Origin of the sequence: Kineosporia rhizophila, assembly GCF_021277265.1 — a bacterium.
In the GTDB taxonomy this organism is placed as follows: domain Bacteria; phylum Actinomycetota; class Actinomycetes; order Actinomycetales; family Kineosporiaceae; genus Kineosporia; species Kineosporia rhizophila.
The window spans coordinates 17,251-38,070 of the sequence record NZ_JAJSOH010000047.1 but is presented as its reverse complement, the minus strand read 5'-3'; the positions used below and the strand labels follow the sequence as shown (position 1 = coordinate 38,070).

Annotated in this window: 16 protein-coding genes; 5 read left to right on the top strand and 11 right to left on the bottom strand. The window is 70.0% G+C overall.

What is annotated here, in order from left to right; all coding sequences use genetic code 11:
• Positions 1-198 precede the first annotated feature (198 nt).
• Positions 199-1,170 (top strand): NADH-quinone oxidoreductase subunit NuoH, encoded by a 972-nt coding sequence (gene nuoH / locus LWF15_RS34185; protein WP_232815152.1) that lies wholly within the window; start codon positions 199-201, stop codon positions 1,168-1,170.
• Between the two features lie 790 nt (positions 1,171-1,960).
• On the opposite strand, the gene LWF15_RS34180 is transcribed toward nuoH (LWF15_RS34185), so the two are convergent.
• A complete protein-coding gene (locus tag LWF15_RS34180; protein WP_232815151.1) occupies positions 1,961-2,899 on the bottom strand; it encodes a LysR family transcriptional regulator in 939 nt (312 codons plus the stop codon).
• A 246-nt stretch (positions 2,900-3,145) separates the two neighbouring features.
• On the opposite strand from LWF15_RS34180, the gene LWF15_RS34175 reads away from it, so the two are divergent.
• The 4 genes from LWF15_RS34175 to rarD all read left to right on the top strand — a co-directional run bounded on the left by LWF15_RS34175 (position 3,146) and on the right by rarD (position 8,475).
• The gene (locus LWF15_RS34175; protein ID WP_232815150.1) at positions 3,146-5,038 is read left to right on the top strand and encodes a 2-oxoacid:acceptor oxidoreductase subunit alpha; all 1,893 of its coding nucleotides are present in this window, start codon (positions 3,146-3,148) and stop codon (positions 5,036-5,038) included.
• A gap of 19 nt (positions 5,039-5,057) precedes the next feature.
• A complete protein-coding gene (locus LWF15_RS34170) occupies positions 5,058-6,131 on the top strand; it encodes a 2-oxoacid:ferredoxin oxidoreductase subunit beta (protein ID WP_408624598.1) in 1,074 nt (357 codons plus the stop codon).
• 136 nt (positions 6,132-6,267) lie between these two features.
• Positions 6,268-7,527, top strand: coding sequence for a DUF3592 domain-containing protein (locus LWF15_RS34165; RefSeq protein WP_232815148.1), 1,260 nt, complete (start codon positions 6,268-6,270; stop codon positions 7,525-7,527).
• 9 nt (positions 7,528-7,536) lie between these two features.
• Positions 7,537-8,475, top strand: coding sequence for an EamA family transporter RarD (rarD, locus tag LWF15_RS34160; protein WP_232815147.1), 939 nt, complete (start codon positions 7,537-7,539; stop codon positions 8,473-8,475).
• On the opposite strand, the gene LWF15_RS34155 is transcribed toward rarD, so the two are convergent.
• From LWF15_RS34155 to nuoH (LWF15_RS34110), 10 genes are all read right to left on the bottom strand, one after another.
• On the bottom strand, positions 8,472-10,739 hold the full coding sequence (locus LWF15_RS34155) for an FdhF/YdeP family oxidoreductase (RefSeq protein WP_232815146.1): 2,268 nt from the start codon (positions 10,737-10,739) through the stop codon (positions 8,472-8,474). The genes rarD and LWF15_RS34155 overlap by 4 nt on opposite strands.
• 85 nt (positions 10,740-10,824) lie before the next feature.
• Positions 10,825-11,469, bottom strand: a complete 645-nt coding sequence (locus tag LWF15_RS34150) for a Uma2 family endonuclease (RefSeq protein WP_232815145.1) — start codon at positions 11,467-11,469, stop codon at positions 10,825-10,827.
• 128 nt (positions 11,470-11,597) lie between these two features.
• Positions 11,598-12,599, bottom strand: a complete 1,002-nt coding sequence (locus LWF15_RS34145) for a polyprenyl synthetase family protein (RefSeq protein ID WP_232815144.1) — start codon at positions 12,597-12,599, stop codon at positions 11,598-11,600.
• Between the two features lie 5 nt (positions 12,600-12,604).
• Positions 12,605-14,182 carry an NADH-quinone oxidoreductase subunit NuoN gene (nuoN, locus tag LWF15_RS34140; protein WP_232815143.1) on the bottom strand — a complete coding sequence of 526 codons (1,578 nt, stop codon included), beginning with the start codon at positions 14,180-14,182 and terminating at the stop codon, positions 12,605-12,607.
• On the bottom strand, positions 14,179-15,705 hold the full coding sequence (locus LWF15_RS34135) for an NADH-quinone oxidoreductase subunit M (protein ID WP_232815142.1): 1,527 nt from the start codon (positions 15,703-15,705) through the stop codon (positions 14,179-14,181). Before LWF15_RS34135 ends, nuoN begins: the two co-directional genes overlap by 4 nt.
• Positions 15,706-15,716: 11 nt before the next feature.
• A complete protein-coding gene (gene nuoL, locus LWF15_RS34130) occupies positions 15,717-17,642 on the bottom strand; it encodes an NADH-quinone oxidoreductase subunit L (RefSeq protein WP_232815141.1) in 1,926 nt (641 codons plus the stop codon).
• Between the two features lie 11 nt (positions 17,643-17,653).
• The gene (gene nuoK, locus LWF15_RS34125) at positions 17,654-17,953 is read right to left on the bottom strand and encodes an NADH-quinone oxidoreductase subunit NuoK (protein ID WP_232815140.1); all 300 of its coding nucleotides are present in this window, start codon (positions 17,951-17,953) and stop codon (positions 17,654-17,656) included.
• Complete coding sequence (locus tag LWF15_RS34120; protein WP_232815139.1) at positions 17,950-18,867, bottom strand: NADH-quinone oxidoreductase subunit J; 918 nt, start codon at positions 18,865-18,867, stop codon at positions 17,950-17,952. The genes nuoK and LWF15_RS34120 overlap by 4 nt, the downstream gene beginning before the upstream one ends.
• Positions 18,864-19,493 (bottom strand): NADH-quinone oxidoreductase subunit NuoI, encoded by a 630-nt coding sequence (gene nuoI, locus LWF15_RS34115; RefSeq protein ID WP_232815138.1) that lies wholly within the window; start codon positions 19,491-19,493, stop codon positions 18,864-18,866. The genes LWF15_RS34120 and nuoI overlap by 4 nt, the downstream gene beginning before the upstream one ends.
• Positions 19,486-20,820, bottom strand: a complete 1,335-nt coding sequence (gene nuoH, locus LWF15_RS34110) for an NADH-quinone oxidoreductase subunit NuoH (RefSeq protein WP_232815137.1) — start codon at positions 20,818-20,820, stop codon at positions 19,486-19,488. Before nuoH (LWF15_RS34110) ends, nuoI begins: the two co-directional genes overlap by 8 nt.

Sequence of the window (20,820 nt, the reverse complement as noted above, 5' to 3'; positions counted from 1 at the left end):
CCCCCCCCCCCCCCCCCGCCGCGAGCGCCCAGCCGGCATTTCCCGCGCCGCCGCCGCAGCCCGGAAAGCCGCCGCGACGGCCCCTTCCGCTCCGACGAGTCCCTCGACCCCAACGTCACCGATCACCACCACACCCCCTCCCACAGCGCCGCCGCCTCCCACCGCCACACGCCCCTCCCCAGATGCACAGGACGAAGCATGAGTCCCGATGTCGCCCTGATCGGCGAGATCGTCCTGCGCGCCGTCTGCGTGCTCGCCGCCTTCCTCACCCTCCCCCTCCTCGTGGGCCAGACCGAGCACAAGGTCATGGCTCACATGCAGGGTCGTCTGGGGCCGATGTACGCGGGCGGTTTCCACGGCTGGGCCCAGCTCGTGGCCGACGGGGTGAAGTTCCTCCAGAAAGAAGACATCGTTCCGGCGCGGGCCGACGCCGCCGTCTTCCGCCTGGCCCCCGCCGTCGCCCTCGTCCCCTACCTCGTCGCCCTGTCCGTGATCCCGCTCAGTCCCGGCTGGGTCGCCGCCGATGTCGACGCCGGCCTGTTGTTCGTTCTGGCCGCCAGCGCGGTGGCGGTGCTCGGCACGCTGATGGCCGGCTGGTCCAGCGCCAACAAGTACGCCCTGATCGGTTCGATGCGGGCGGCCGCGCAGCTCCTGGCCTACGAGCTCCCCCTGGTCCTGGCCGCCGCCAGCGTGGCCATGGCGGCGGGCACGCTCTCGCTCACCGGGATCGGCGAGGCCTGGCAGTGGTGGTGGCTGATCTGGCAGTTCCCGGCCCTGGTGGTGTTCGTGGTGGCCGGGCTGGCCGAGGTGCAGCGGCCCCCGTTCGACATGCCGATCGCCGAGTCCGAGCTGGTCGCCGGGCCCTACACCGAGTACACCGGGCTGCGTTTCGCGTTGTTCCTGTTGAGCGAGTACGCCGGGATCGTGGTGCTGGCCGGGCTCACCGCGGTGCTGTTCCTCGGCGGCTGGCACGGCCCGTTCTCCGAGACGCTGGGCCCCCTGTGGACCCTGCTGAAGACCGGCCTGGTCGCGGTGGTGGTGATCTGGCTGCGGGTGGCCTGGCCCCGGCTACGCGAGGACCAGCTGCAGCGCCTGGCCTGGGCCGGGCTGGTCCCGATCGCCCTGGCCCAGCTGGCCCTGACCGCCGTCGTGGTGGTGCTGCAGGCCTAGGTTCCGTTGTGGTTCTGCCCCGGCACGGTGGCCGACCGCTCGTCCGGCGCAGCGGGTGTCCGGGCCCGACGGGATCGGCTGAGCCCGTTGAGCATCGCTCCCTGAGAGCAGGGACTTTGCCGAGCCCGCCGTCAAAGACTGAGGGCCGGTCAACTGCAGGTTCTCGGGCTGGCGGCGCGAGGTCAGGCGCATGCAACGGCCGGGTCCGAGTCGGTGCCCGGCTCACGGCGCCCGGCTCACGGCGCCCGGCTCACGGCGCCCGGCTCATGGTGCTCGGCGAGCGGTCTGCAGCCGGCGGTGGGCATGGTCAGGCAATGAACGTGGACACTTGGTACACGGTGTACCAGGTGTACACATCGTCGATCAGACCAGCACGACCCCGGCCAGCCCTTGTCCAGCCCTGTGGATCGGCACAGGAGCCCAGAAAGGTGCCCGGTGACGGCCTGGGTCTGGCCGTGTCAATGGCCACGGACAGGCCGGGACGGCCGAGGTATGGCTGGCGGGCGGCCTGGGCTCGGCCGGCGGGCAGCCCAGATTCGGCCAGCAGGCAACCCAGATTCGGCCAGCAGGCAACCCAGATTCGGCCAGCAGGCAACCCAGATTCGGCCAGCAGGCAGCTGCCCGGCTTGGACCAGCAGGCAGCCTGGGTTTGGCCGGTGGGCGGCTCTGATGAGGTGGGCGCCTGCGGATTCTGGGCGGGGGCGGCTGAGTGTTTGCCGCGTACAGGCTGCCCCGGAGCGGACCTGGACCAGCAGAACCCCGCTGTGGGCGTGGGGCTGCAGAAATCGACCTAGCGCTTCACTCGTCCTCTGACCGCGATCGTCAGCAGGTCCGAGGCCGGCCCGCGGGGTGCGCTGCCCAGCGGCCAGACCGCCAGCAGCCGCCGGTCCAGGGTGAGTCCACCCACTGGCACTGCGCGCAGCCGGCCCGAGGCCACGTCGTCGGCCACGGCCAGGCTGCTGAGCATTGCGGGCCCGGCGCCGGCCAGCACGGCGCCTCGTACTGCGGCCGTCCCGGACAGCTCCAGCAGGGGCTCGGCCTGCTCGTACCCGCTGCCCAGCGCGGTCTCCAGGGCCACCTCGAGCGCCCGGCGGGTGCCCGACCCGGCCTCTCGTGAGACCAGCGGGGTGCGGGCCAGTTCGGTCGCGTCCACCGGGCGGCGGCGCCGTGTCCAGGGATGGCCGGCGGGCACCACCAGGACCAGCGAGTCGGTGCCGATCTCCCGCCAGGCCAGGTTCTCGGGGGCGGACGGGCCCTCGACGAACCCCAGCCCGGCCCGGCCGTCGCGCACCCGCTCGGCCACCTCTTCCGAGTTCGTCGCCGTCAGCTGGACCGACAGTTCGTCTCCCCGGGCCTCGACCTGGTGCCGCAAAGTGACCAGCCAGCGGGGCATCAGGTACTCGGCCACCGTCAGGCTCGCAGCCACCCGCAGCCGGGCGTGCCGCTCGGCGCGCAGCGCGGCCACGCTGGCCTCCAGCCCGGCCGCGAGCTCGGTGAGCTGCCCGGCCCAGTCCGCGACCAGCGCCCCGGCCGTGGTCAGGCTCGAGCCCTGCCGGCTGCGCCGCAGCACCTGAACACCGAGAGTGCCCTCCAGGCGCCGGATCCGCTCGCTCGCGGCCTGCTGGCTGATGCCGTGTTCCCGCGCCGCCGCGCCCAGGCTGCCGGTACGGGCCACCGACAGCAGCAGGTCGAGCGCGGTCAGCTCGGGCACGCGCGGTGACAGGGGCATGGGGTCAGGCTAGCCGCGTCACAAGGCGAACCTGTGACACCACAAGACCGGGAGGACTACGCGGCGCGCCGAGCCGGCTGCACTGTTGTGGACGGCATGTCTCGCCCTGGTTGCATTAGCAGAACACCAGGACCAAGGGGAACCTTAGTAAGGTGCGAAGCATCCCACAGCGAGACACTGAGGTGCGGGCGCAAGCACGACCGTGACGAAGATCGCGGGCACTGCCAGGCGGACTGAGGAGACTTCATGGAAGACACGGCTGTGGTCCCGACAGATTCGAGCAAGCGGCCCGACGGGCCCCGGGTCGAGCGGATCGACAGCGTGGTGATCCGGTTCGCCGGTGACTCCGGCGACGGCATGCAGCTGACCGGCGACCGCTTCACCGCGGAGACCGCTTCGCTGGGCAACGACCTGGCCACGCTGCCGAACTTCCCCGCCGAGATCCGCGCTCCCCAGGGCACCCTGCCCGGTGTCTCCAGCTTCCAGCTGCACTTCGCCGACCACGACGTGCTCACCCCCGGCGACGCGCCCGACGTGCTCGTGGCGATGAACCCGGCGGCGCTCAAGGCCAACCTGGCCGACCTGCCCCGCGGCAAGACGATCATCGTGAACACCGACGAGTTCACCAAGCGGAACCTGGCCAAGGTCGGCTTCACCGCCAGCCCGGTCGAGGACGGCTCGCTGGAGTCCTGGCAGGTGCACCCGGTGCCGCTGACCAGCCTGACGGTCGAGGCGCTGAAGGAGTTCGGCCTCTCCCGCAAGGACGCCGAGCGCTCCAAGAACATGTTCGCCCTGGGCCTGCTCTGCTGGCTCTACAACCGCCCGACCGAGGGCACCGAGCGCTTCCTGAACACCAAGTTCGGCCGCCGCCCGGAGATCCTGGCCGCCAACCTGGCCGCGTTCAAGGCCGGCTGGGCGTTCGGCGAGACCACCGAGGGTTTCGCCGTCTCCTACGAGATCGCCCCGGCGCCCGCCCCGGCCGGCGTCTACCGGAACGTCACCGGCAACACCGCGCTGGCCTACGGGCTGGTCGCCGCCGGGCACCGTTCCGGGCTGCCGATCGTGCTCGGCTCGTACCCGATCACCCCGGCCTCGGACATCCTGCACGCGCTGTCGGGGATGAAGAAGTTCGGCGTCACCACCATCCAGGCCGAAGACGAGATCTCGGCCATCGGCGCGGCGCTGGGCGCCTCGTACGGCGGCGCGATCGGGGTCACCACCACCTCCGGCCCCGGCCTGGCCCTGAAGAGCGAGACCATCGGCCTGGCCGTCTCCCTGGAACTGCCGCTGGTCATCGTGGACGTGCAGCGCGGCGGCCCGTCCACCGGCCTGCCCACCAAGACCGAGCAGTCCGACCTGCTGCAGGCCATGTACGGCCGCAACGGCGAGTCACCGGTGCCGGTGATCGCCCCGCGCTCCCCCGCCGACTGCTTCGACGCCGCGATCGAGGCCGTGCGGGTGGCCACCAAGTACCGCACGCCGGTGCTGCTGCTGTCCGACGGCTACCTGGCCAACGGTTCCGAGCCCTGGCAGCTGCCCTCGGTCAGCGACCTGCCCGACCTGCACACGCAGTTCGCCCAGCCCGGCACCGGACCGTTCCGTCCCTACGACCGGGATCCGGAGACGCTGGCCCGGCCCTGGGCGCCACCCGGCGTGGCCGGTCTCGAGCACCGCATCGGCGGCATCGAAAAGGCCGACGGCACGGGCGAGATCAGCTACGACCCGGACAACCACGACAAGATGGTGCGGCTGCGCCAGGCCAAGGTCGACGGCATCGACGTGCCCCCACTGGAGGTCGACGACCCCACCGGCGACGCCGACGTGCTGGTGATCGGCTGGGGCAGCACGTTCGGCCCGATCGCCGCCGGGGCCCGCGAGGCGCGCCGCTCGCAGACCAAGGTCGCCACCGCGCACCTGCGCCACCTGAACCCGTTCCCGGCCAACACCGGCGAGGTGCTGAAGCGCTACCGGCGGGTGCTGATCCCGGAGATGAACCTCGGCCAGCTGGCCCTGTTGCTGCGGGCGAAGTACCTGGTCGACGCCCGCGGTTACAACCAGGTGCGCGGCCTGCCGTTCAGCTCGGCCGAGATCGCCACCGCGATCACCTCGCTCGCCACCGAGATCCGAGAGGGCTTCTGAGATGACCACCGAACTCGGCATGCCGACCGTGCTCTCCGGCCTGGCCGGAGTGCCGCACCTGACCCCGGAAGACGCCCGGCAGACCCGTAAGGACTTCACCTCCGGCGCCGAGGTGCGCTGGTGCCCCGGCTGCGGCGACTACGCGATCCTGGCCGCCGTGCAGGGCTTCCTGCCCGAGCTCGGCATCCGGCGGGAGAACGTGGTCTGTGTCTCCGGCATCGGCTGCTCCTCGCGTTTCCCCTACTACCTCGACACCTACGGCCTGCACTCGATCCACGGCCGCGCCCCGGCGATCGCCACCGGCCTGGCCACCGCCCGTCCCGACCTCAACGTCTGGGTGGTCACCGGTGACGGGGACGCGCTCTCGATCGGCGGCAACCACCTGATCCACGCCCTGCGCCGCAACGTGAACCTGACCATCCTGCTGTTCAACAACCGGATCTACGGGCTGACCAAGGGCCAGTACTCACCCACCTCCGAGCCCGGCAAGATCACCAAGTCCACCCCGGTCGGCTCGGTGGACACCCCGTTCAACCCGATCTCGCTGGCCCTGGGCGCCGAGGCCACCTTCGTCGCCCGCACGCTCGACTCCGACCGCAAGCACCTGACCAGCGTGCTGCGCCAGGCCGTGGAGCACCGCGGCTCGGCGCTGGTGGAGATCTACCAGAACTGCCCGATCTTCAACGACGGTGCGTTCGACGTGCTGAAGGACAAGGACGAGGCCCAGGCCCGGCTGATCCGGCTGGAGCACGGTGAACCGGTCCGGTTCGGCGCCGAGGGCGCACGCGGTGTGGTCCGGGCCGCCGACGGCACCCTGCAGGTGGTCGACGTGGCCTCGGTGAGCGAGTCCGACCTGCTCGTGCACGACGCCGAGAACCCCAACCCGGCCACCCAGTTCGCGCTCTCCCGGCTGGACGAGGAGACCCTCTCGCACGTCCCGCTCGGCGTGTTCCGCAAGGTCGCCCGCCCCGCCTACGACGACCTGGTGCGAGCCCAGGTGAACGGGGCGGTCGAGGCGAACAACGGCCCCGCCACCGACGACGACCTGGCCGCCCTGCTGGCCGGCCGGGACACCTGGACGGTCACCGACTGACCCGTGACCTGAGCACGAACGAAAGGCGACTTGAGGACGTCGGTGCTCACCGACGTCCTCAAGTCGGTTTTGTTCTTGGGGCACCGATAACGATGGACGTCTGCCTCAGCGGCCGTGGGCCTGTCACCGTGGGAGGGTGACGAGCAGGGTGGGTGGAGCGGCCGAGCCGCTGGTGGTGTGGCAGGAGCAGGGCCGCACAGTCGGGCGGGCTCTCGCCCCGTGGTGGCTGACCCAGGTGGTGCTGAGCCTGGCCTGGTTCTACGCGGTGCTGAACCGTGATCCGGGTGAGTCGGTGCAGTGCCGGGACAACCCGGCCGCCTGCACCGACTGGGGTGTGGACACGGCGCTGGCCACCGGCAGCCTGTTCGCCGTCCCGTTCCTGCTCTGGATCGCTCCCCGGGCCGGGCTGTTGCTCGGCGGGCTCTGGGGCGTGCTCTTCCTGGTGTTCTCGTTCGATGCGGGCGAGGACCTGTCGATCGGCCTGCACGGTCTGGCCTGCTGCGTGGTGCTCGCAGTGGTGCAGTACGACCGGTACCGCCGACAGGCCGCCATCCGGCCGGACATACCGGCCGCAGCGGTCGCCGGTCCTCGTCCGCACCTGCGCATGCCGGCCGCGTTCTGGATCATCCCTACCGCCGTCACCACGGTTCTGCTCGTCTTCGCAACCCTTTTCGCCGCCCTCTACATCTTGGCCTCCCAGGCCCGGGACGACTGGTTCGAACGCAGCGTGGTGGTCGACGCCCGGGTGACTGCCCTGGACGAGTTCGGCGATCTCGTGCTCGAGCACACCGACGGCACCACCTGGAACATCGACGCCCAGGACACCTATCGCGTCGGAGACCCCGCCCGGGTGCGCTACGACCCGCAGGACCCGGACGCCGCCGAACTGGAGGCCGAACCGAGTAAGTTCGGCGGCTTCCTGGCCGCGACGGGCTGGCTGCTCACGCTGGCCGCCGCGGTGATCTGGCGGCTCGCCGGCCAGCGCCGATTCCTCGGACGGCTGCGCCGCGGGGGCCTGCCGGAGTACTCCGTGCTGGCCGGTCTGCGCTCGCGCTACGTCTACCTTCACGGCCATCCGGCCCAGGGGCAGGCCCCGTCGAGGCCCTTCGCCATGCTGCCCACCCGCAGTGCCTCCAGCCCGGCCGAACCGCTCAGGACCGCACCCCTCTACGGCGAACCAGAAGAGCCGCTCCAGCCGGTGCTGCTGCTGAGTTCCGCCGTGTTCGTCGGCGAACCTCTACCCGGCCGATGGGGCGTCGTCGTGGCTGACGACGTGGTGCGTTGGGCCCGCAAACCCCTGCAAGAGGTTCACCGAGCGCCCTGGAACCGCTCCGACCAGCCGATTCACACGCTCAGCCAGGCCCGTTGGAGGCTCCCCACGCAATCTGCCTCCTAGAATCGTGGGATGAATCCGGACGTCCGTAGGGGCATCGCCTACGGCTTCACGAGCTATCTGCTCTGGGGCTGCTTCCCGCTGTACTTCCGGCTCCTGCAGGAGTCGGGGGCGTTCGAGGTGCTGCTCTACCGGATCGTCTTCAGCGGCCTCGCCTGCCTGGCCCTGCTCGCCGCCCTGCGCTCGTGGGCCGAGATGCGCGCCGTGCTGCGTAACCGCCGGCAGGTGCGGCTGCTCGGTTCGGCCGCGTTCCTGATCGCGCTCAACTGGGGCGTCTACATCTACGCGGTGAACAGCGACCAGGTGGTCGAGGCCGCGCTCGGCTACTTTTTGAACCCGCTGATCACGGTGGCCCTGGGCGTGCTGGTCCTCCGCGAGCGACTGCGCGTGCTGCAGTGGGTGGCGGTGCTGATCGGGGTGGTCGCGGGCATCGTGCTCACGGTGAACTACGGGCATGTCCCGACCATCGCGCTCACCCTGGCCCTCTCCTTCGGCACCTACGGCCTGCTGAAGAAGCAGGTCGGCAGCAACGGCGGGGTCAGCGCCCTGGCCGGGCTGAGCACCGAGAACCTCGTGCTGGCGCCGTTCGCGGTGGTCGGGCTGGTGGTGCTGGCGCTCAACGGCGACAGCACGATCGGCCACAACCCGCCCTGGCAGGCCCTGCTCCTGGCCAGCACCGGCATCGTCACCATCGCTCCCCTGCTGCTCTTCGCGGCGGCGGCCAGCCGGGTACCGTTGTCCACGATGGGGCTGCTGCAGTACCTCACGCCCGTGCTGCAGTTCCTCTGCGGCGTACTGGTTCTGGACGAGCACATGCCCGCCTCCCGCTGGGCCGGGTTCGGCCTGGTCTGGCTGGCCCTGGTGGTCCTGACCGCCGACAGCCTGCGCGCCGCCCGGCGGCAGCGAGCCCAGCGGCTCGCCGCCACCCAGGTCGAGGCGAGCGTCTCCTAGCGCTTCTCGAGCCGGATGAGCACCGACTTGGAGGCCGGGGTGTTGCTCACGTCGGCCACGCTGTCCAGGGGCACCAGGACGTTCGTCTCGGGGTAGTAGGCGGCTGCGCAGCCCTTGGCGGTGTTGTACTTGACCACCCGGAAGTCCTGGGCGCGGCGCTCGATCCCGTCCACCCACTCCGAGACCAGGTCGACCATCTCGCCGTCCTCGAATCCCAGCGCCACCAGGTCGTCCGCGTTCACGAAGACCACGCGACGGCCGTTCTTGATGCCGCGGTAGCGGTCGTCCAGGCCGTAGATGGTGGTGTTGTACTGGTCGTGGCTGCGCAGGGTCTGCAGCAGCAGGCGTCCTTCGGGGATCCTGGGGTATTCCAGCGGGAGCGCGGCGAAGTTGGCGCGGCCGCTGTGGGTGGGGAACCGCCGGCTGCGTGAGGCGTGCGGCAGGGTGAAGCCGTTCGGGTTCTCCAGCTTGCTCTCGTACTCGTCGAAGCCCGGCACCACGCGGGAGATGCTGCTGCGAATGGTGCGGTAGTCGGCCTCGAACTCCTCCCAGGGCACGTCCACCTTGTCGCCGACCGCGCGCCGGGCCAGCCGGGTCAGGATCGACACCTCTGAGAGCAGGTTCTCCGACGGCGGTTTCAGGTTGCCCCGGGAGGCGTGGACCCGGCTCATCGAGTCCTCCACGCTGACCCTCTGCTCACCGGAGGCCTGGAAGTCGCGGTCGGTGCGGCCCAGGGTGGGCAGGATCAGCGCGGTGTCGCCGCAGACCGTGTGCGAGCGGTTCAGCTTGGTCGAGACCTGCACCGTCAGACGGCATCTGCGCAGCGCGGCCTCGGTCACCTCGCTGTCCGGGGTGGCCCGGATGAAGTTGCCGCCGACCGCCATGAACACGTCGATCTTCCCGTCGCGCATCGCCCGGATGCTGTTGACGGTGTCGAAGCCGTGCTCACGCGGCGGGTCGAACCCGAACTCCTGCTGCAGGTTGTCCATGAACCACTCGGGCATCTTCTCGAAAATGCCCATCGTGCGGTCACCCTGGACGTTGCTGTGCCCGCGCACCGGGCACACCCCGGCGCCGGGCCGGCCCAGGTTGCCCTGGATCAGCAGCACGTTCACGATCTCGCGGATCGTGGCCACGGAGTGCTTGTGCTGGGTGATGCCCATCGCCCAGCAGACGATCGTCTTGCTGGAGGCGGCGAACCGGGCAGCCAGGCCGCGCACCTCCGGCTCGGTCAGGCCGGTGGCGGCGACCAGCTCGGCCAGGTCCAGGCCCTTCACGTGGGCCGCGTACTCGTCGAAACCGGCCGTGTACTCGTCGATGAAGGCGCGATCGACCACCGACTCGTCCTGCAGCAGGATCTGCGCCACGGCCATCAGCAGGGCCTGGTCACCGCCGAGCCGGATCTGCAGGAAGTCGTCGGCCATGTCGGTGCCGCCGCCGACCACGCCCTTGGGGGTCTGCGGGTTGTGGAAGTTGATCAGGCCGGCCTCGGGCAGCGGGTTCACCGCCACGATCACCGCGCCGTTCTGCTTGGCCACCTCGAGGGTGGAGAGCATGCGCGGGTGGTTGGTGCCCGGGTTCTGGCCCATCACCACGATCAGCTCGGCCTGCTCCAGGTCTTCGAGCTGCACGCTGCCCTTGCCCACCCCGATCGCGTCGGTGAGCGCCGAGCCGGACGACTCGTGACACATGTTCGAGCAGTCGGGCAGGTTGTTCGTGCCCAGCGCGCGGACCATCAGCTGGTACACGAACGCGGCCTCGTTGCTGGTCCGGCCGGAGGTGTAGAAGGTGGCCCGGTCGGGGCTGTCCAGACCGCGCAACTCGGTGGCGATCAGGTCGAACGCGGCGTCCCAGCTGATCGGGCGGTAGTGGTCCTGCCCGGCGGGTTTGATCATCGGCTCGACCAGGCGGCCCTGCTGACCCAGCCACCAGTCGGTCTTCTGGTTCAGCTCGTGCACCGAGTGCTTGGCGAAGAAGTCGGCGTCGACCAGGCGCCGGGTGGCCTCCTCGGCGACCGCCTTGGCGCCGTTCTCGCAGAACTCCGCGACGTGCCGCTTGTCCTTCTCCGGCCAGGCGCAGCCCGGGCAGTCGAACCCGTCTTTCTGGTTCAGCTTCAGCAGCGTGCGGGCCGTGCGCTGGGCGCCCATCTGCTGGTACGAGATCTTGAGCGCGTGGTAGACGCCGGGGACCCCGGCCGCGTAGTCCTTGTGCTGACCGACCTCGACATCTTTCTCGTCGGAGTCCTCGCGGGGTGCGCGATTCATGACCCGGCCCTCACCTTCAGCGACATTGCAGAACCCACCCTTCGAAGCTACCTGAGGGTCGGGTTTGTCTCCAGGTGAGGTCGGTTCAGGTGGCGCGGACCGGCCGGTCGAAGTGGGTGAGGTCTACGTCGACGTCGAAGGGCTCACTCGATCTGAGACGCTCGTGGTGGACGCCGGTGAGTACATACGACTTGGTCTCGGGGTCGAGCCGGTAGACATGGACAACCGGCTTGCCGTCCACTTGCGCCACCCGCCAGTAGTGCGGGATCCCGCCCTGGGCGTAGAGCTGTGGCTTGCGCTCCCGGTCGCGCAGCTCGGAGTCGGGCGACTCCACCTCGACCGCCAGAAGCACGACCTCGGCCGGGTAGCGCGTGTCCCGGAGGCCGTTCACCGCATCGAGCGGGATGACGGAGAGGTCCGGCTCCGGCGCCTGACGATCACCGATGACCACGTTCATCTCGCGGATCACCTCGAGGTGACCTGGAACAGCGTCATCAAGCACCCGTTCCAAGAGTCTGAGCATCCTCATGTGGAACCTCGCGTGCGGGCTCACGAAAACCAGTTCCCCGTCGATCAGCTCGGTGTGCGGGGGGAGGTTCGGCAGCCGGAAGAATTCGTCCACGGTGAATCCGCCGGGCTTGCGCACCCAGTCCGGGACCGGCTCGTAGTCATCCGTCACCGCATCATTGTCGGCCCCGGAGTGGCTGTAGTACACGGGCTCGGCGCTCATGTCGCTCCCCCCAGTCGTCCGCGTCAATTGGGAAAATACCGAACAGTGCGCGACAAAGGCAAACCCACAAACGTCCAAAAGCACTGAAAGCCCGGCTGCGCAGATGTCAGCCGGGCTCGTGCGAAGGGTCAGCGGGTGCGGTCCACCACGGCCTCGGCGAACTGCCGCAGGGCCACCTTGGCCGGTGACTCCGGCAGCGGGTCCAGGGTGGCGATCGCCTCCTGGGCCCAGCGGGCGGCCTCGTCGCGGGCCGCGTCCATCACCTTGTGCTCGTTCAGCGCGGCGATGGTCTCGGCCAGCCGGGCGTCCTCCGAGAGGTCGCCGTCGAGCATGGCCACGATTCGCGCGGCCTCGGCGTCGCCGTTGCCGGCCGCCCGGCGGGCCAGCAGCGTGGGCAGGGTGGGCACGCCCTCGCGCAGGTCGGTGCCCTGCACCTTGCCCGACACCCGGCCCGCGCTGGACAGGTCGATCACGTCGTCGGCGAGCTGGAAGGCCACCCCGACGAGCTCGCCGTAGCGCACCATGATGTCGACCGTCTCGGGCGGGCAGCCGCCGAACATGGCGCCGAAGCGGCCCGCGGTGGCGATCAGCGAACCGGTCTTGTCGCCCAGCACCTGCAGGTAGTGCGCGATCGGGTCGTCGGCCGGCGAGGGGCCCACGGTCTCGTGCATCTGGCCCAGGCAGAGCCGCTCGAAGGTGGCCGCCTGGATGTTCACCGCCTCCGGGCCGAGGTCGGCCACCACCCGGGAGGCCCGGGCGAAGAGCAGGTCGCCGACCAGGATCGCCACCTGATTGCCCCACACCAGGTGGGCCGCGGCGGTCCCCCGGCGCTGGTCGGCCGAGTCCATCACGTCGTCGTGGTAGAGCGAGGCCAGGTGGGTCAGCTCGACCACCACCCCGGCCTCGACCACCTCGGGACGGCTCCCGTCGCCCAGGCTGGCGGCGAGCAGGGTGAGCATCGGGCGGATCCGCTTGCCGCCCGCCTCCACCAGGTGACGGGAGGCGGTGTCGGCGAGCTGGTCGGCCTGCTGGACCGCCTCTCGCAGCCGGGACTCGATCGTCTCCATGCCGACACGGACGGACTCGGCAAGGGCGGCGTCAACCACCGGCAGATCCAGGGAAGCGGTCACAGCACTCACGGTAAGAACACCGACGAACTATTGGCCAATTGAAGGGCGGCGGCGGGCAGTACGCCGAGCCCGATCGTCGCGACGACACCGACGCCGACGGCGAAGATCGTCAGGGCTCCGGGGCGGGTCACGGTGACAGCATCCCCTACCGAGTCATTGAAGTACATCAGCACGATGACCCGGATGTAGAAGAACACCGCGATGGCGCTGGCCGCGACGCCCACCAGGACCAGTCCCGGACCCCACGGGGCCTGGTCGACGGCGGCCGAGAAGACCGCGAACTTACCGGTGAAACCGCTGGTCAGCGGGATTCCGGCGAAGGCCAGCAGGAACAGCGTGAAGGTGAACGCGAGCAGCGGCGAGCGCTTGGCCAGGCCCTGCCACTGGGAGAGGTGAGTCGCCTCACCACCGACTCCGCCCTCCGGCGTGGAGGTGCGCACCAGGGTCACCAGGGCGAACGCCCCGACCGTGGTGAAGCCGTAGGCGGCCAGGTAGAAGAGCACGCTGCCGATGCCGTCGCGGTCCATCGCCAGCAGCCCGACCAGGATGAACCCGGCGTGCGCGATCGAGGAGTAGGCCAGCATCCGCTTCACGTCGGCCTGGACGATCGCGATGATCGAGCCGATCAGCATGGTCAGCGCGGCGACCACCCAGATCACCGGCTGCCAGTCCCAGCGCACCCCGGGCAGGGCCACGTAGGCGATGCGCAGCAGGGCGCCGAACGCGGCCACCTTGGTGCAGGCCGCCATGAACCCGGTGACCGGGGTGGGGGCGCCCTGGTAGACGTCCGGGGTCCAGGACTGGAACGGGAACGCGCCGACCTTGAACAGCAGGCCGACCGCCAGCAGGCCGACGCCGAGCAGGAGCAGGCCGTCCTTGCCGACCACGGCCGAGGCGGCGGTGCCGGTGCTGCCGTCGGAGATCGCGGCGGCGATGTCGGACAGCCGCACCGAGCCGGCGAAGCCGTACAGCAGGGCCGAGCCGAACAGGAAGAACGCCGACGAGAAGGCCCCGAGCAGGAAGTACTTCAGCGACGCCTCCTGGGACAGGAGCCGACGCCGGCGGGCCAGGCCGCACAGCAGGTACAGCGGCAGGGAGAGCACCTCGAGCGCGATGAACATGGTGAGCAGGTCGTTCGAGGCCGGGAAGAGCAGCATGCCGACCATCGAGAACAGGATCAGCGGGTAGACCTCGGTCTGCACCAGGCCGGCGCGGGCGGCCCGGGCCTCGTCGACCGAGCCGGGCACGGCCGAGGCCTGGGCGGTGAAGGCCCCGGACTCGGGGGCCTCGTCGGCCATCGTCAGCAGGGCCATCAGGCCCAGCACCAGGATGGTGCCCTGCAGGAACAGCGCCGGGCCGTCGATCACCACGGCCCCGCCCGCGGTGGTCACCGACTTCTCCTGGGTGCCCAGGTAGACCACGCTGATCAGGGCCGCGGCGATGCCGACGGAGGCCAGGACGACCTGGCTGACGAAGCGGGCGGTGCGGGGTGCGAACGCCTCGACGAGCACTGCGAGCAGCGCGGCGACGAAGACGATCAGCATCGGCGCCACCGCGGCGTAGTCGACCGAAGGAGCGTTCACTTGTCTTCTCCCTCAACTGCCACGGTCGGCGCCGGATCCGTCACGCCGACCTGCTGCATCGTGGTTGAGATGGCCGGGTTGATGACGTCCAGCACCGGCTTGGGGTAGACGCCCAGGAACAGGATCACCACGACCAGCGGGGCGACGACCCAGACCTCGCGGGCGCTGGCGTCCTTCCAGCCCCCGGCGTACTCCCGCACCGGGCCGGTGAACATCCGCTGGTAGGTGAGCAGGATGTACAGCGCGGCCAGGACGATGCCCAGGGTGGCCAGCACGGCCACCGCCGGGTACTTCACGAAGGTGCCGGTCAGCACCATGAACTCGCTGACGAAGCTGGACATGCCGGGCAGCGCCAGGCTGGACAGGCCGGCCAGCAGGAAGCCCGCGGCCAGCACCGGGGTGCTGCGCTGCAGGCCGCCGAAGTCGTCGATGTCGGCCGAGCCGCGGCGGCGGATCAGCATGCCGGCCACCAGGAACAGGGCGGCGGTGGAGAAGCCGTGGTTGACCATGTAGAGGGTCGAGCCGGTCTGCCCGGTCGAGGTCATCGCGAAGATGCCCAGCACGATGAACCCGAAGTGGGAGATCGAGGTGTAGGCGATCAGCCGCTTCAGGTCGGTCTGGCCGATCGCCAGCAGCGCCCCGTAGAGCACGCTGACCACGGCCAGGGCCAGGACCACGGGCGCCGCCCACTTGCTGGCCTCGGGGAACAGCGGCAGGCAGAGGGTGAGCATGCCGAACGTGCCGACCTTGTCGAGCACCCCGACCAGCAGCACCGACACCCCGGCCGGGGCCTCGTCGGTGGCGTCCGGCAGCCAGGTGTGCACCGGCCACATCGGCGCCTTGATCGCGAAGGCGATGAAGAACGCCACGAACATCAGCCGCTCGGCCGTGCTGCTGGAGAACTCCAGCCCGGTCAGGTTGTCGATCAGGAAGCCTTCTTCGCCGCCCGGGCCGGCGCCGTAGAGGCCGATCACCCCGACCAGCATGACCAGCCCGCCGACGAGCGAGTAGACCAGGAACTTGACCGCGGTGTAGCGGCGGCGCTCGCTCGAGCCGAAGGCCCCGATCAGGAAGTAGACCGGGATCAGCATGGCCTCGAAGAACACGTAGAACAGGAACAGGTCGCGGGCCGCGAAGACGCCGACCATCATCGCCTCGAGCACCAGCACCAGGCCGAAGAACAGCCGGGCCTGGTCGTCGTCGATCTCGTTCCAGGCGGCCAGCACGCACAGCGGCACCAGCACGGTGGACAGCGCCACCATGACCAGGCCGATGCCGTTCACGCCGACCGCGTAGCTGACCCCGAACTCGCCGATCCAGGAGTGCTGTTCGGCGAGCTGGATCTCACCGGCCCGGGCGACGTCGAACTGCACCGCCGCGACCACGGTGAGCACGAAGGTGGCCAGCGAGACGCCGAGCGCGACGAGCCGGGCCCGGGGCGCCAGGGCCTTGGGCAGGGCCGCGACCACGACCGAGCCCACCAGAGGGACGGCTCCGATCACCGTCAGCCAGGGGAAGTCCATCGAGTCCTCAATCAGAGCCGGACGGCGAGCAGGCCGCCGAGAAGGATGACGACGCCCGCGAGCATCGACGCTGCATAGGAACGGACCAGACCGGTCTGGACCCGGCGCAGGCGGCCGCCGAGCCCGCCGACCAGGGCGGCCAGGCCACCCACGGCGCCGTCGACGCCCTTGTTGTCCACGAAGACCAGCGTGCGGGTCAGGTACTGGCCCGGGCGCATGAACAGGCCCTCGTTCACGTCGTCCTGGAACAGGTCCCGGCGCGCGGCCCGGGTGAGCAGGCTGCCCCGCGGGGCGGTGCGCGGTACCGGCTCGTTCCAGTACATCCGCCAGGCCAGGAACACGCCCAGGGCGACCAGCACCAGGGTGCTGCCGGTGATCACCGGGACCGAGAGCACCGGCTCGTGGTGCTCGGCGTGCCCGATCACCGGTTCCAGCCAGTGCACCAGGCCGTCGCTGACGCCCAGGGCCAGGCCGAGGAACGCCGAGCCGACCGCCAGGATCATCATCGGCACGGTCATCAGGGCCGGGGACTCGTGCGGGTGGGCGTCGTCGGCCCAGCGCTTCTCCTTGCCCTGGAAGGTCATGAAGAAGAGCCGGGACATGTAGAACGCGGTGACGCCGGCGGCCAGCAGCGCGGTGAGCCCGAAGACCCAGGGACGCCAGCCCTCACCGACGAACGCCGACTCGATGATCTTGTCCTTGCTCCAGAAGCCGGACAGGAACGGGAAGCCGATGATGGCCAGCCAGCCCAGCCCGAACGTCACCCAGGTGATCTTCATGACCCCGGACAGCCGCCCGAACGTCCGCATGTTCACCGAGTCGTTCATGCCGTGCATCACCGAGCCGGCCCCGAGGAACATCCCGGCCTTGAAGAAGCCGTGGGTGAGCAGGTGGAAGATGGCGAAGGCGGCGCCCACCGGGCCCAGCCCGGCGGCCAGCATCATGTAGCCGATCTGCGACATGGTGGAGGCGGCGAGCGCCTTCTTGATGTCGTCCTTGGCGCAGCCCACGATCGCGCCGTAGACCAGCGTGATCGCTCCGACGACGACCACCACGAGCTGGGCGTCCGGCGCCCCGACGTAGACCGGCATCGAGCGGACCACCAGGTAGACGCCGGCGGTGACCATCGTGGCGGCGTGGATCAGGGCCGACACCGGGGTCGGGCCGGCCATTGCGTCGCCCAGCCAGGACTGCAGCGGGAACTGCGCCGACTTGCCGCAGGCACCGACCAGCAGGAGCAGGCCGATCACGGTGAGCTGGGCCTCGCTCGCGTTGCCGGCCTCGGCGAACACCCCGGAGAACGTGACGGTTCCGAAGGCCAGGAACATCGCCATGATCGCGAGCGAGAGGCCCACGTCGCCGACCCGGTTGACGATGAACGCCTTCTTCGCCGCGGTGGCGTAGGCCGGGTTGTGGTTCCAGAAACCGATCAGCAGGTACGACGCAAGTCCCACGCCCTCCCAGCCGACGAACAACAGCAGGTAGGAGTCGGCCAGGACGAGCAGGAGCATCGAGGCGACGAACAGGTTGAGGTAGGCGAAGAACCGGCGCCGGTCCGGGTCGTGCTCCATGTAGGCCACGGAGTAGACGTGGATCAGCGAGCCGACGAACGTCACCAGCAGGACGAAGGCCAGCGACAGCGGGTCGACCAGCAGACCCGCGTCGAGCTGGAACGCGCCGGCGTGGATCCACTCGAAAAGGTGGACCTGGACGGCCCTTTCCTCGCCGTCGCGGCCCAGCAGGTCGAAGAAGAGCAGGGCGCCCCAGACGAAGGCGGCCCAGCTCATCAGGACCCCGAGCCAGTGCCCCCAGCGGTCCAGGCGGCGCCCGCCGAGCAGCAGGACCGCCGCACCGAGGGCGGGCAGGGCGATCAGCAGCCAGGCGCCGGACTGAACGGTGCCCTCGGCTGCGTGATATGCGCCAGTTTCGGCAAGCATCGCGCGGCCTCTCAGTACTTCAGCAGGTTGGCGTCGTCCACCGACGCCGACCTGCGGGTGCGGAAGATGGTGAAGATGATCGCCAGCCCGACGACCACCTCGGCGGCCGCGACGAGCATCACGAACAGGGCGATCACCTGGCCCTCGATGTTGCCGTTGATCCGGGCGAAGGTGACGAACGCCAGGTTGGCGGCGTTCAGCATGAGCTCCACGCCCATGAACACCACGATCGCGTTGCGCCGCACCAGCACGGTGGCCGCCCCGATCGAGAACAGCAGCACCGCCAGGTAGAGCCAGTAGATCTGGTTCACTGCCCGGCTCCCTTCACCTTGACGTCGTCGGCCACGCTCTCTCCGTCCACGGCGCGGTCGCGGGCGCCCTTCAGGCCGTGGCCCTGCGGGTCGGCCAGGTTCTGCGCGGCCGGGCTGATCTCCGCCTCGATGATCGTGACGTCCTCGGAAACCGTGAGCACGGAACGGTTCTGGCCGCGCGCGGTGAGCACCCGGGAGACCGACAGCTCGGACGGCGTGCCGTCCGGCAGCAGGGCCGGGATGTCCACCGCGTTGTGCCGGGCGAAGACCCCGGGCGAGGGCAGCGGGGCCTTGATCGGGCCCTCCTGGATCCGCTTGATGGCCAGGTCCTTCTGGGTGGCCTTGGGCGTGAGCCGCTCGCGGTGGGCCAGCATCATCGCGCCGAGGACGGCGGTGATCAGCAGGGCGCTGGTGGCCTCGAAGGCCCAGACGTACTTGCCGAAGATGAGTTCGGCCATCCCGGTCATGTTCCCGGCCGTGTCCACGTCCTGCAGACCGCGGGCGCCGCCGTAGGTGGCCTGGCCGATCACCGAGGTCATCAGCACCGCCAGGGCGAGGCCGAAGACGAAGGCCAGCCAGCGCTGCCCCTTGATCGTCTCCACCAGGGAGTCCGAGGAGTCGACGCCGACCAGCATCATCATGAACAGGAAGAGCATCATCACGGCGCCGGCGTAGACGAAGATCTGCACCACCCCGAGGAACGGGGCCTGCAGCGCCAGGTAGGCGATGCCCAGGCAGACCATCACCAGCGCCATGCACAGCGCCGCGTGCACCGCCTTGCGGGCGAACAGCAGCCCGAGCGCCCCCGGCACGGTGATCAGCGCGATCACCCAGAACAGCACGTTCTCGCCGGTGCCGCCCAGGTCGGCGGCCCCCGGGGTGGCCTGGGCGAGGAGCAGGGACGGGGTGGTCACCGGACGGCCCCCTGCACGTTCTCGTCGTTCCCGGCCCGGGCTTCCACCCAGGCCTGCTGCTCGGGCACGGCCTGGGTGACCTTGCCCTGGTAGTAGTCCTGTTCGGTGGTGCCCGGCACCATCGGGTGCGGCGCCGGGATCATCCCGCCCAGCGGCGCGGCCAGCAGGTCCTGCTTCTCGAAGATCAGCCCGGCCCGGGTCGGGCCCTTCAGCTGCTCGTACTCGTTGGTCATGGTGAGCGCCCGGGTCGGGCAGGCCTCGATGCACAGACCGCAGAGGATGCAGCGCAGATAGTTGATCTGGTAGACGCGGCCGTAGCGCTCACCCGGCGAGAAGCGTTCCTCCTCGGTGTTGTCCGCGCCCTCGACGTAGATCGCGTCGGCCGGGCACGCCCAGGCGCACAGCTCGCAGCCGATGCACTTCTCCAGGCCGTCGGGGTGCCGGTTCAACTGGTGACGTCCGTGGAACCGGGGTGCGGTCGGCACCTTCTGCTCGGGGTACTCCTCGGTGACGACCTTGGTGAACATCGTCGCGAAGGTGACACCGAACCCGGCGATCGGGGCGAGGGCGGAGAGCCAGCCGCCGCCGGACTCGTCCTGGGTGCCGTTCGTTGCGCGGTCAGCCACCGCGGACCTCCTCGAGAGCGGGTGTTTCGCCCGGGCCCGGGACCGGGCGCGCCGAGCCGTTGGTCCGGATCAGCTTCTGGCCGGGCCGCGGCGGCACCGGGAAGCCCCCGGCGAACGGGTCGATCGGCTCGTCCGGGTCGGGCTGGTCGGGTTCGGGTTCCTGCTGCTGCATCCGCAGCGCCTCGATCGCGGCCCAGATCAGCCCGAGCACCAGGACCACGCCGACGATGATCATGACCCGCTCGCGCCGGTCCACGTCGTAGAACTGGTCCATCGCCCGCACGATCGCCACGCCCATCGTCCACAGCAGCGCCGAGGGGATGAGGATCTTCCAGCCGAAGCGCATGAACTGGTCGTAGCGCAGCCGCGGCAGGGTGCCGCGCAGCCAGATGAACAGGAACAGGAAGATCATCGTCTTGGCCGCGAACCAGAGCAGCGGCCAGTAGCCGGCGTTGGCCTCGTCCCACAGCGAGATCGGCCAGGGCGCCCGCCAGCCGCCCAGGAACAGCGTGGTCGCCAGCATCGAGACGGTGACCATGTTGACGTACTCGGCCAGGAAGAACAGGGCGAACTTCAGCGAGGTGTACTCGGTGTGGAAGCCACCGACCAGCTCGCCCTCGGCCTCGGGCAGGTCGAACGGCGCCCGGTTGGTCTCGCCGACCATCGCGATCACGTAGATCACGAACGAGGGCAGCAGCGGCAGGCACCACCACAGCGACTGCTGCGCGTCCACGATCGCCGAGGTCGACATCGAGCCGGAGTAGAGGAAGACGCTGACCAGCGAGAGCCCCATCGCGATCTCGTAGGAGATCACCTGGGCCGAGGAGCGCAGACCGCCCAGCAGCGGGTAGGTGGAGCCGGACGACCAGCCCGCCAGCACGATCCCGTACACCCCGATCCCGGCCACCGCCAGGATGAACAGCACCGCCACGTTCAGATCGGTGAGCTGCAGCGGGGTGATGATGTCGGTGAACGGGATCCGCACCTCGGGCCCGAACGGGATCACCGCGAACGACACGAAGCAGGCGGTGCAGGCGATCACCGGGGCGATCACGTAGACGACCTTGTCGGCCGCGGTCGGGATGATGTCTTCCTTCAGCGCCAGTTTCACGCCGTCGGCCAGCGACTGCAGCAGGCCGAAGGGACCGTTGCGGTTGGGGCCGGGCCGCGACTGCATGCGGCCCACCACGCGGCGTTCGGCCCAGATCATCAGCAGGGTGGCCACCACGGCGACGGCGAACAGCAGCACCGCCTTGCCGGCCACCACCCAGCCGTTGTCCTGGGAGAAGTCGGCCGTCGGGTTCTCGGCCAGCAGCATCAGGTGCAT

Coding starts and splice junctions, on each gene's coding strand:
- nuoH (WP_232815137.1), bottom strand. CDS start 20,820: ATGCACCTGATGCTGCTGGCCGAGAACCCGACGGCCGACTTCTCCCAG.
- LWF15_RS34170 (WP_408624598.1), top strand. CDS start 5,058: ATGCCGACCGTGCTCTCCGGCCTGGCCGGAGTGCCGCACCTGACCCCG.
- nuoH (WP_232815152.1), top strand. CDS start 199: ATGAGTCCCGATGTCGCCCTGATCGGCGAGATCGTCCTGCGCGCCGTC.
- LWF15_RS34175 (WP_232815150.1), top strand. CDS start 3,146: ATGGAAGACACGGCTGTGGTCCCGACAGATTCGAGCAAGCGGCCCGAC.
- LWF15_RS34155 (WP_232815146.1), bottom strand. CDS start 10,739: ATGAATCGCGCACCCCGCGAGGACTCCGACGAGAAAGATGTCGAGGTC.
- LWF15_RS34135 (WP_232815142.1), bottom strand. CDS start 15,705: ATGGACTTCCCCTGGCTGACGGTGATCGGAGCCGTCCCTCTGGTGGGC.
- LWF15_RS34150 (WP_232815145.1), bottom strand. CDS start 11,469: ATGAGCGCCGAGCCCGTGTACTACAGCCACTCCGGGGCCGACAATGAT.
- nuoL (WP_232815141.1), bottom strand. CDS start 17,642: ATGCTTGCCGAAACTGGCGCATATCACGCAGCCGAGGGCACCGTTCAG.
- rarD (WP_232815147.1), top strand. CDS start 7,537: ATGAATCCGGACGTCCGTAGGGGCATCGCCTACGGCTTCACGAGCTAT.
- LWF15_RS34180 (WP_232815151.1), bottom strand. CDS start 2,899: ATGCCCCTGTCACCGCGCGTGCCCGAGCTGACCGCGCTCGACCTGCTG.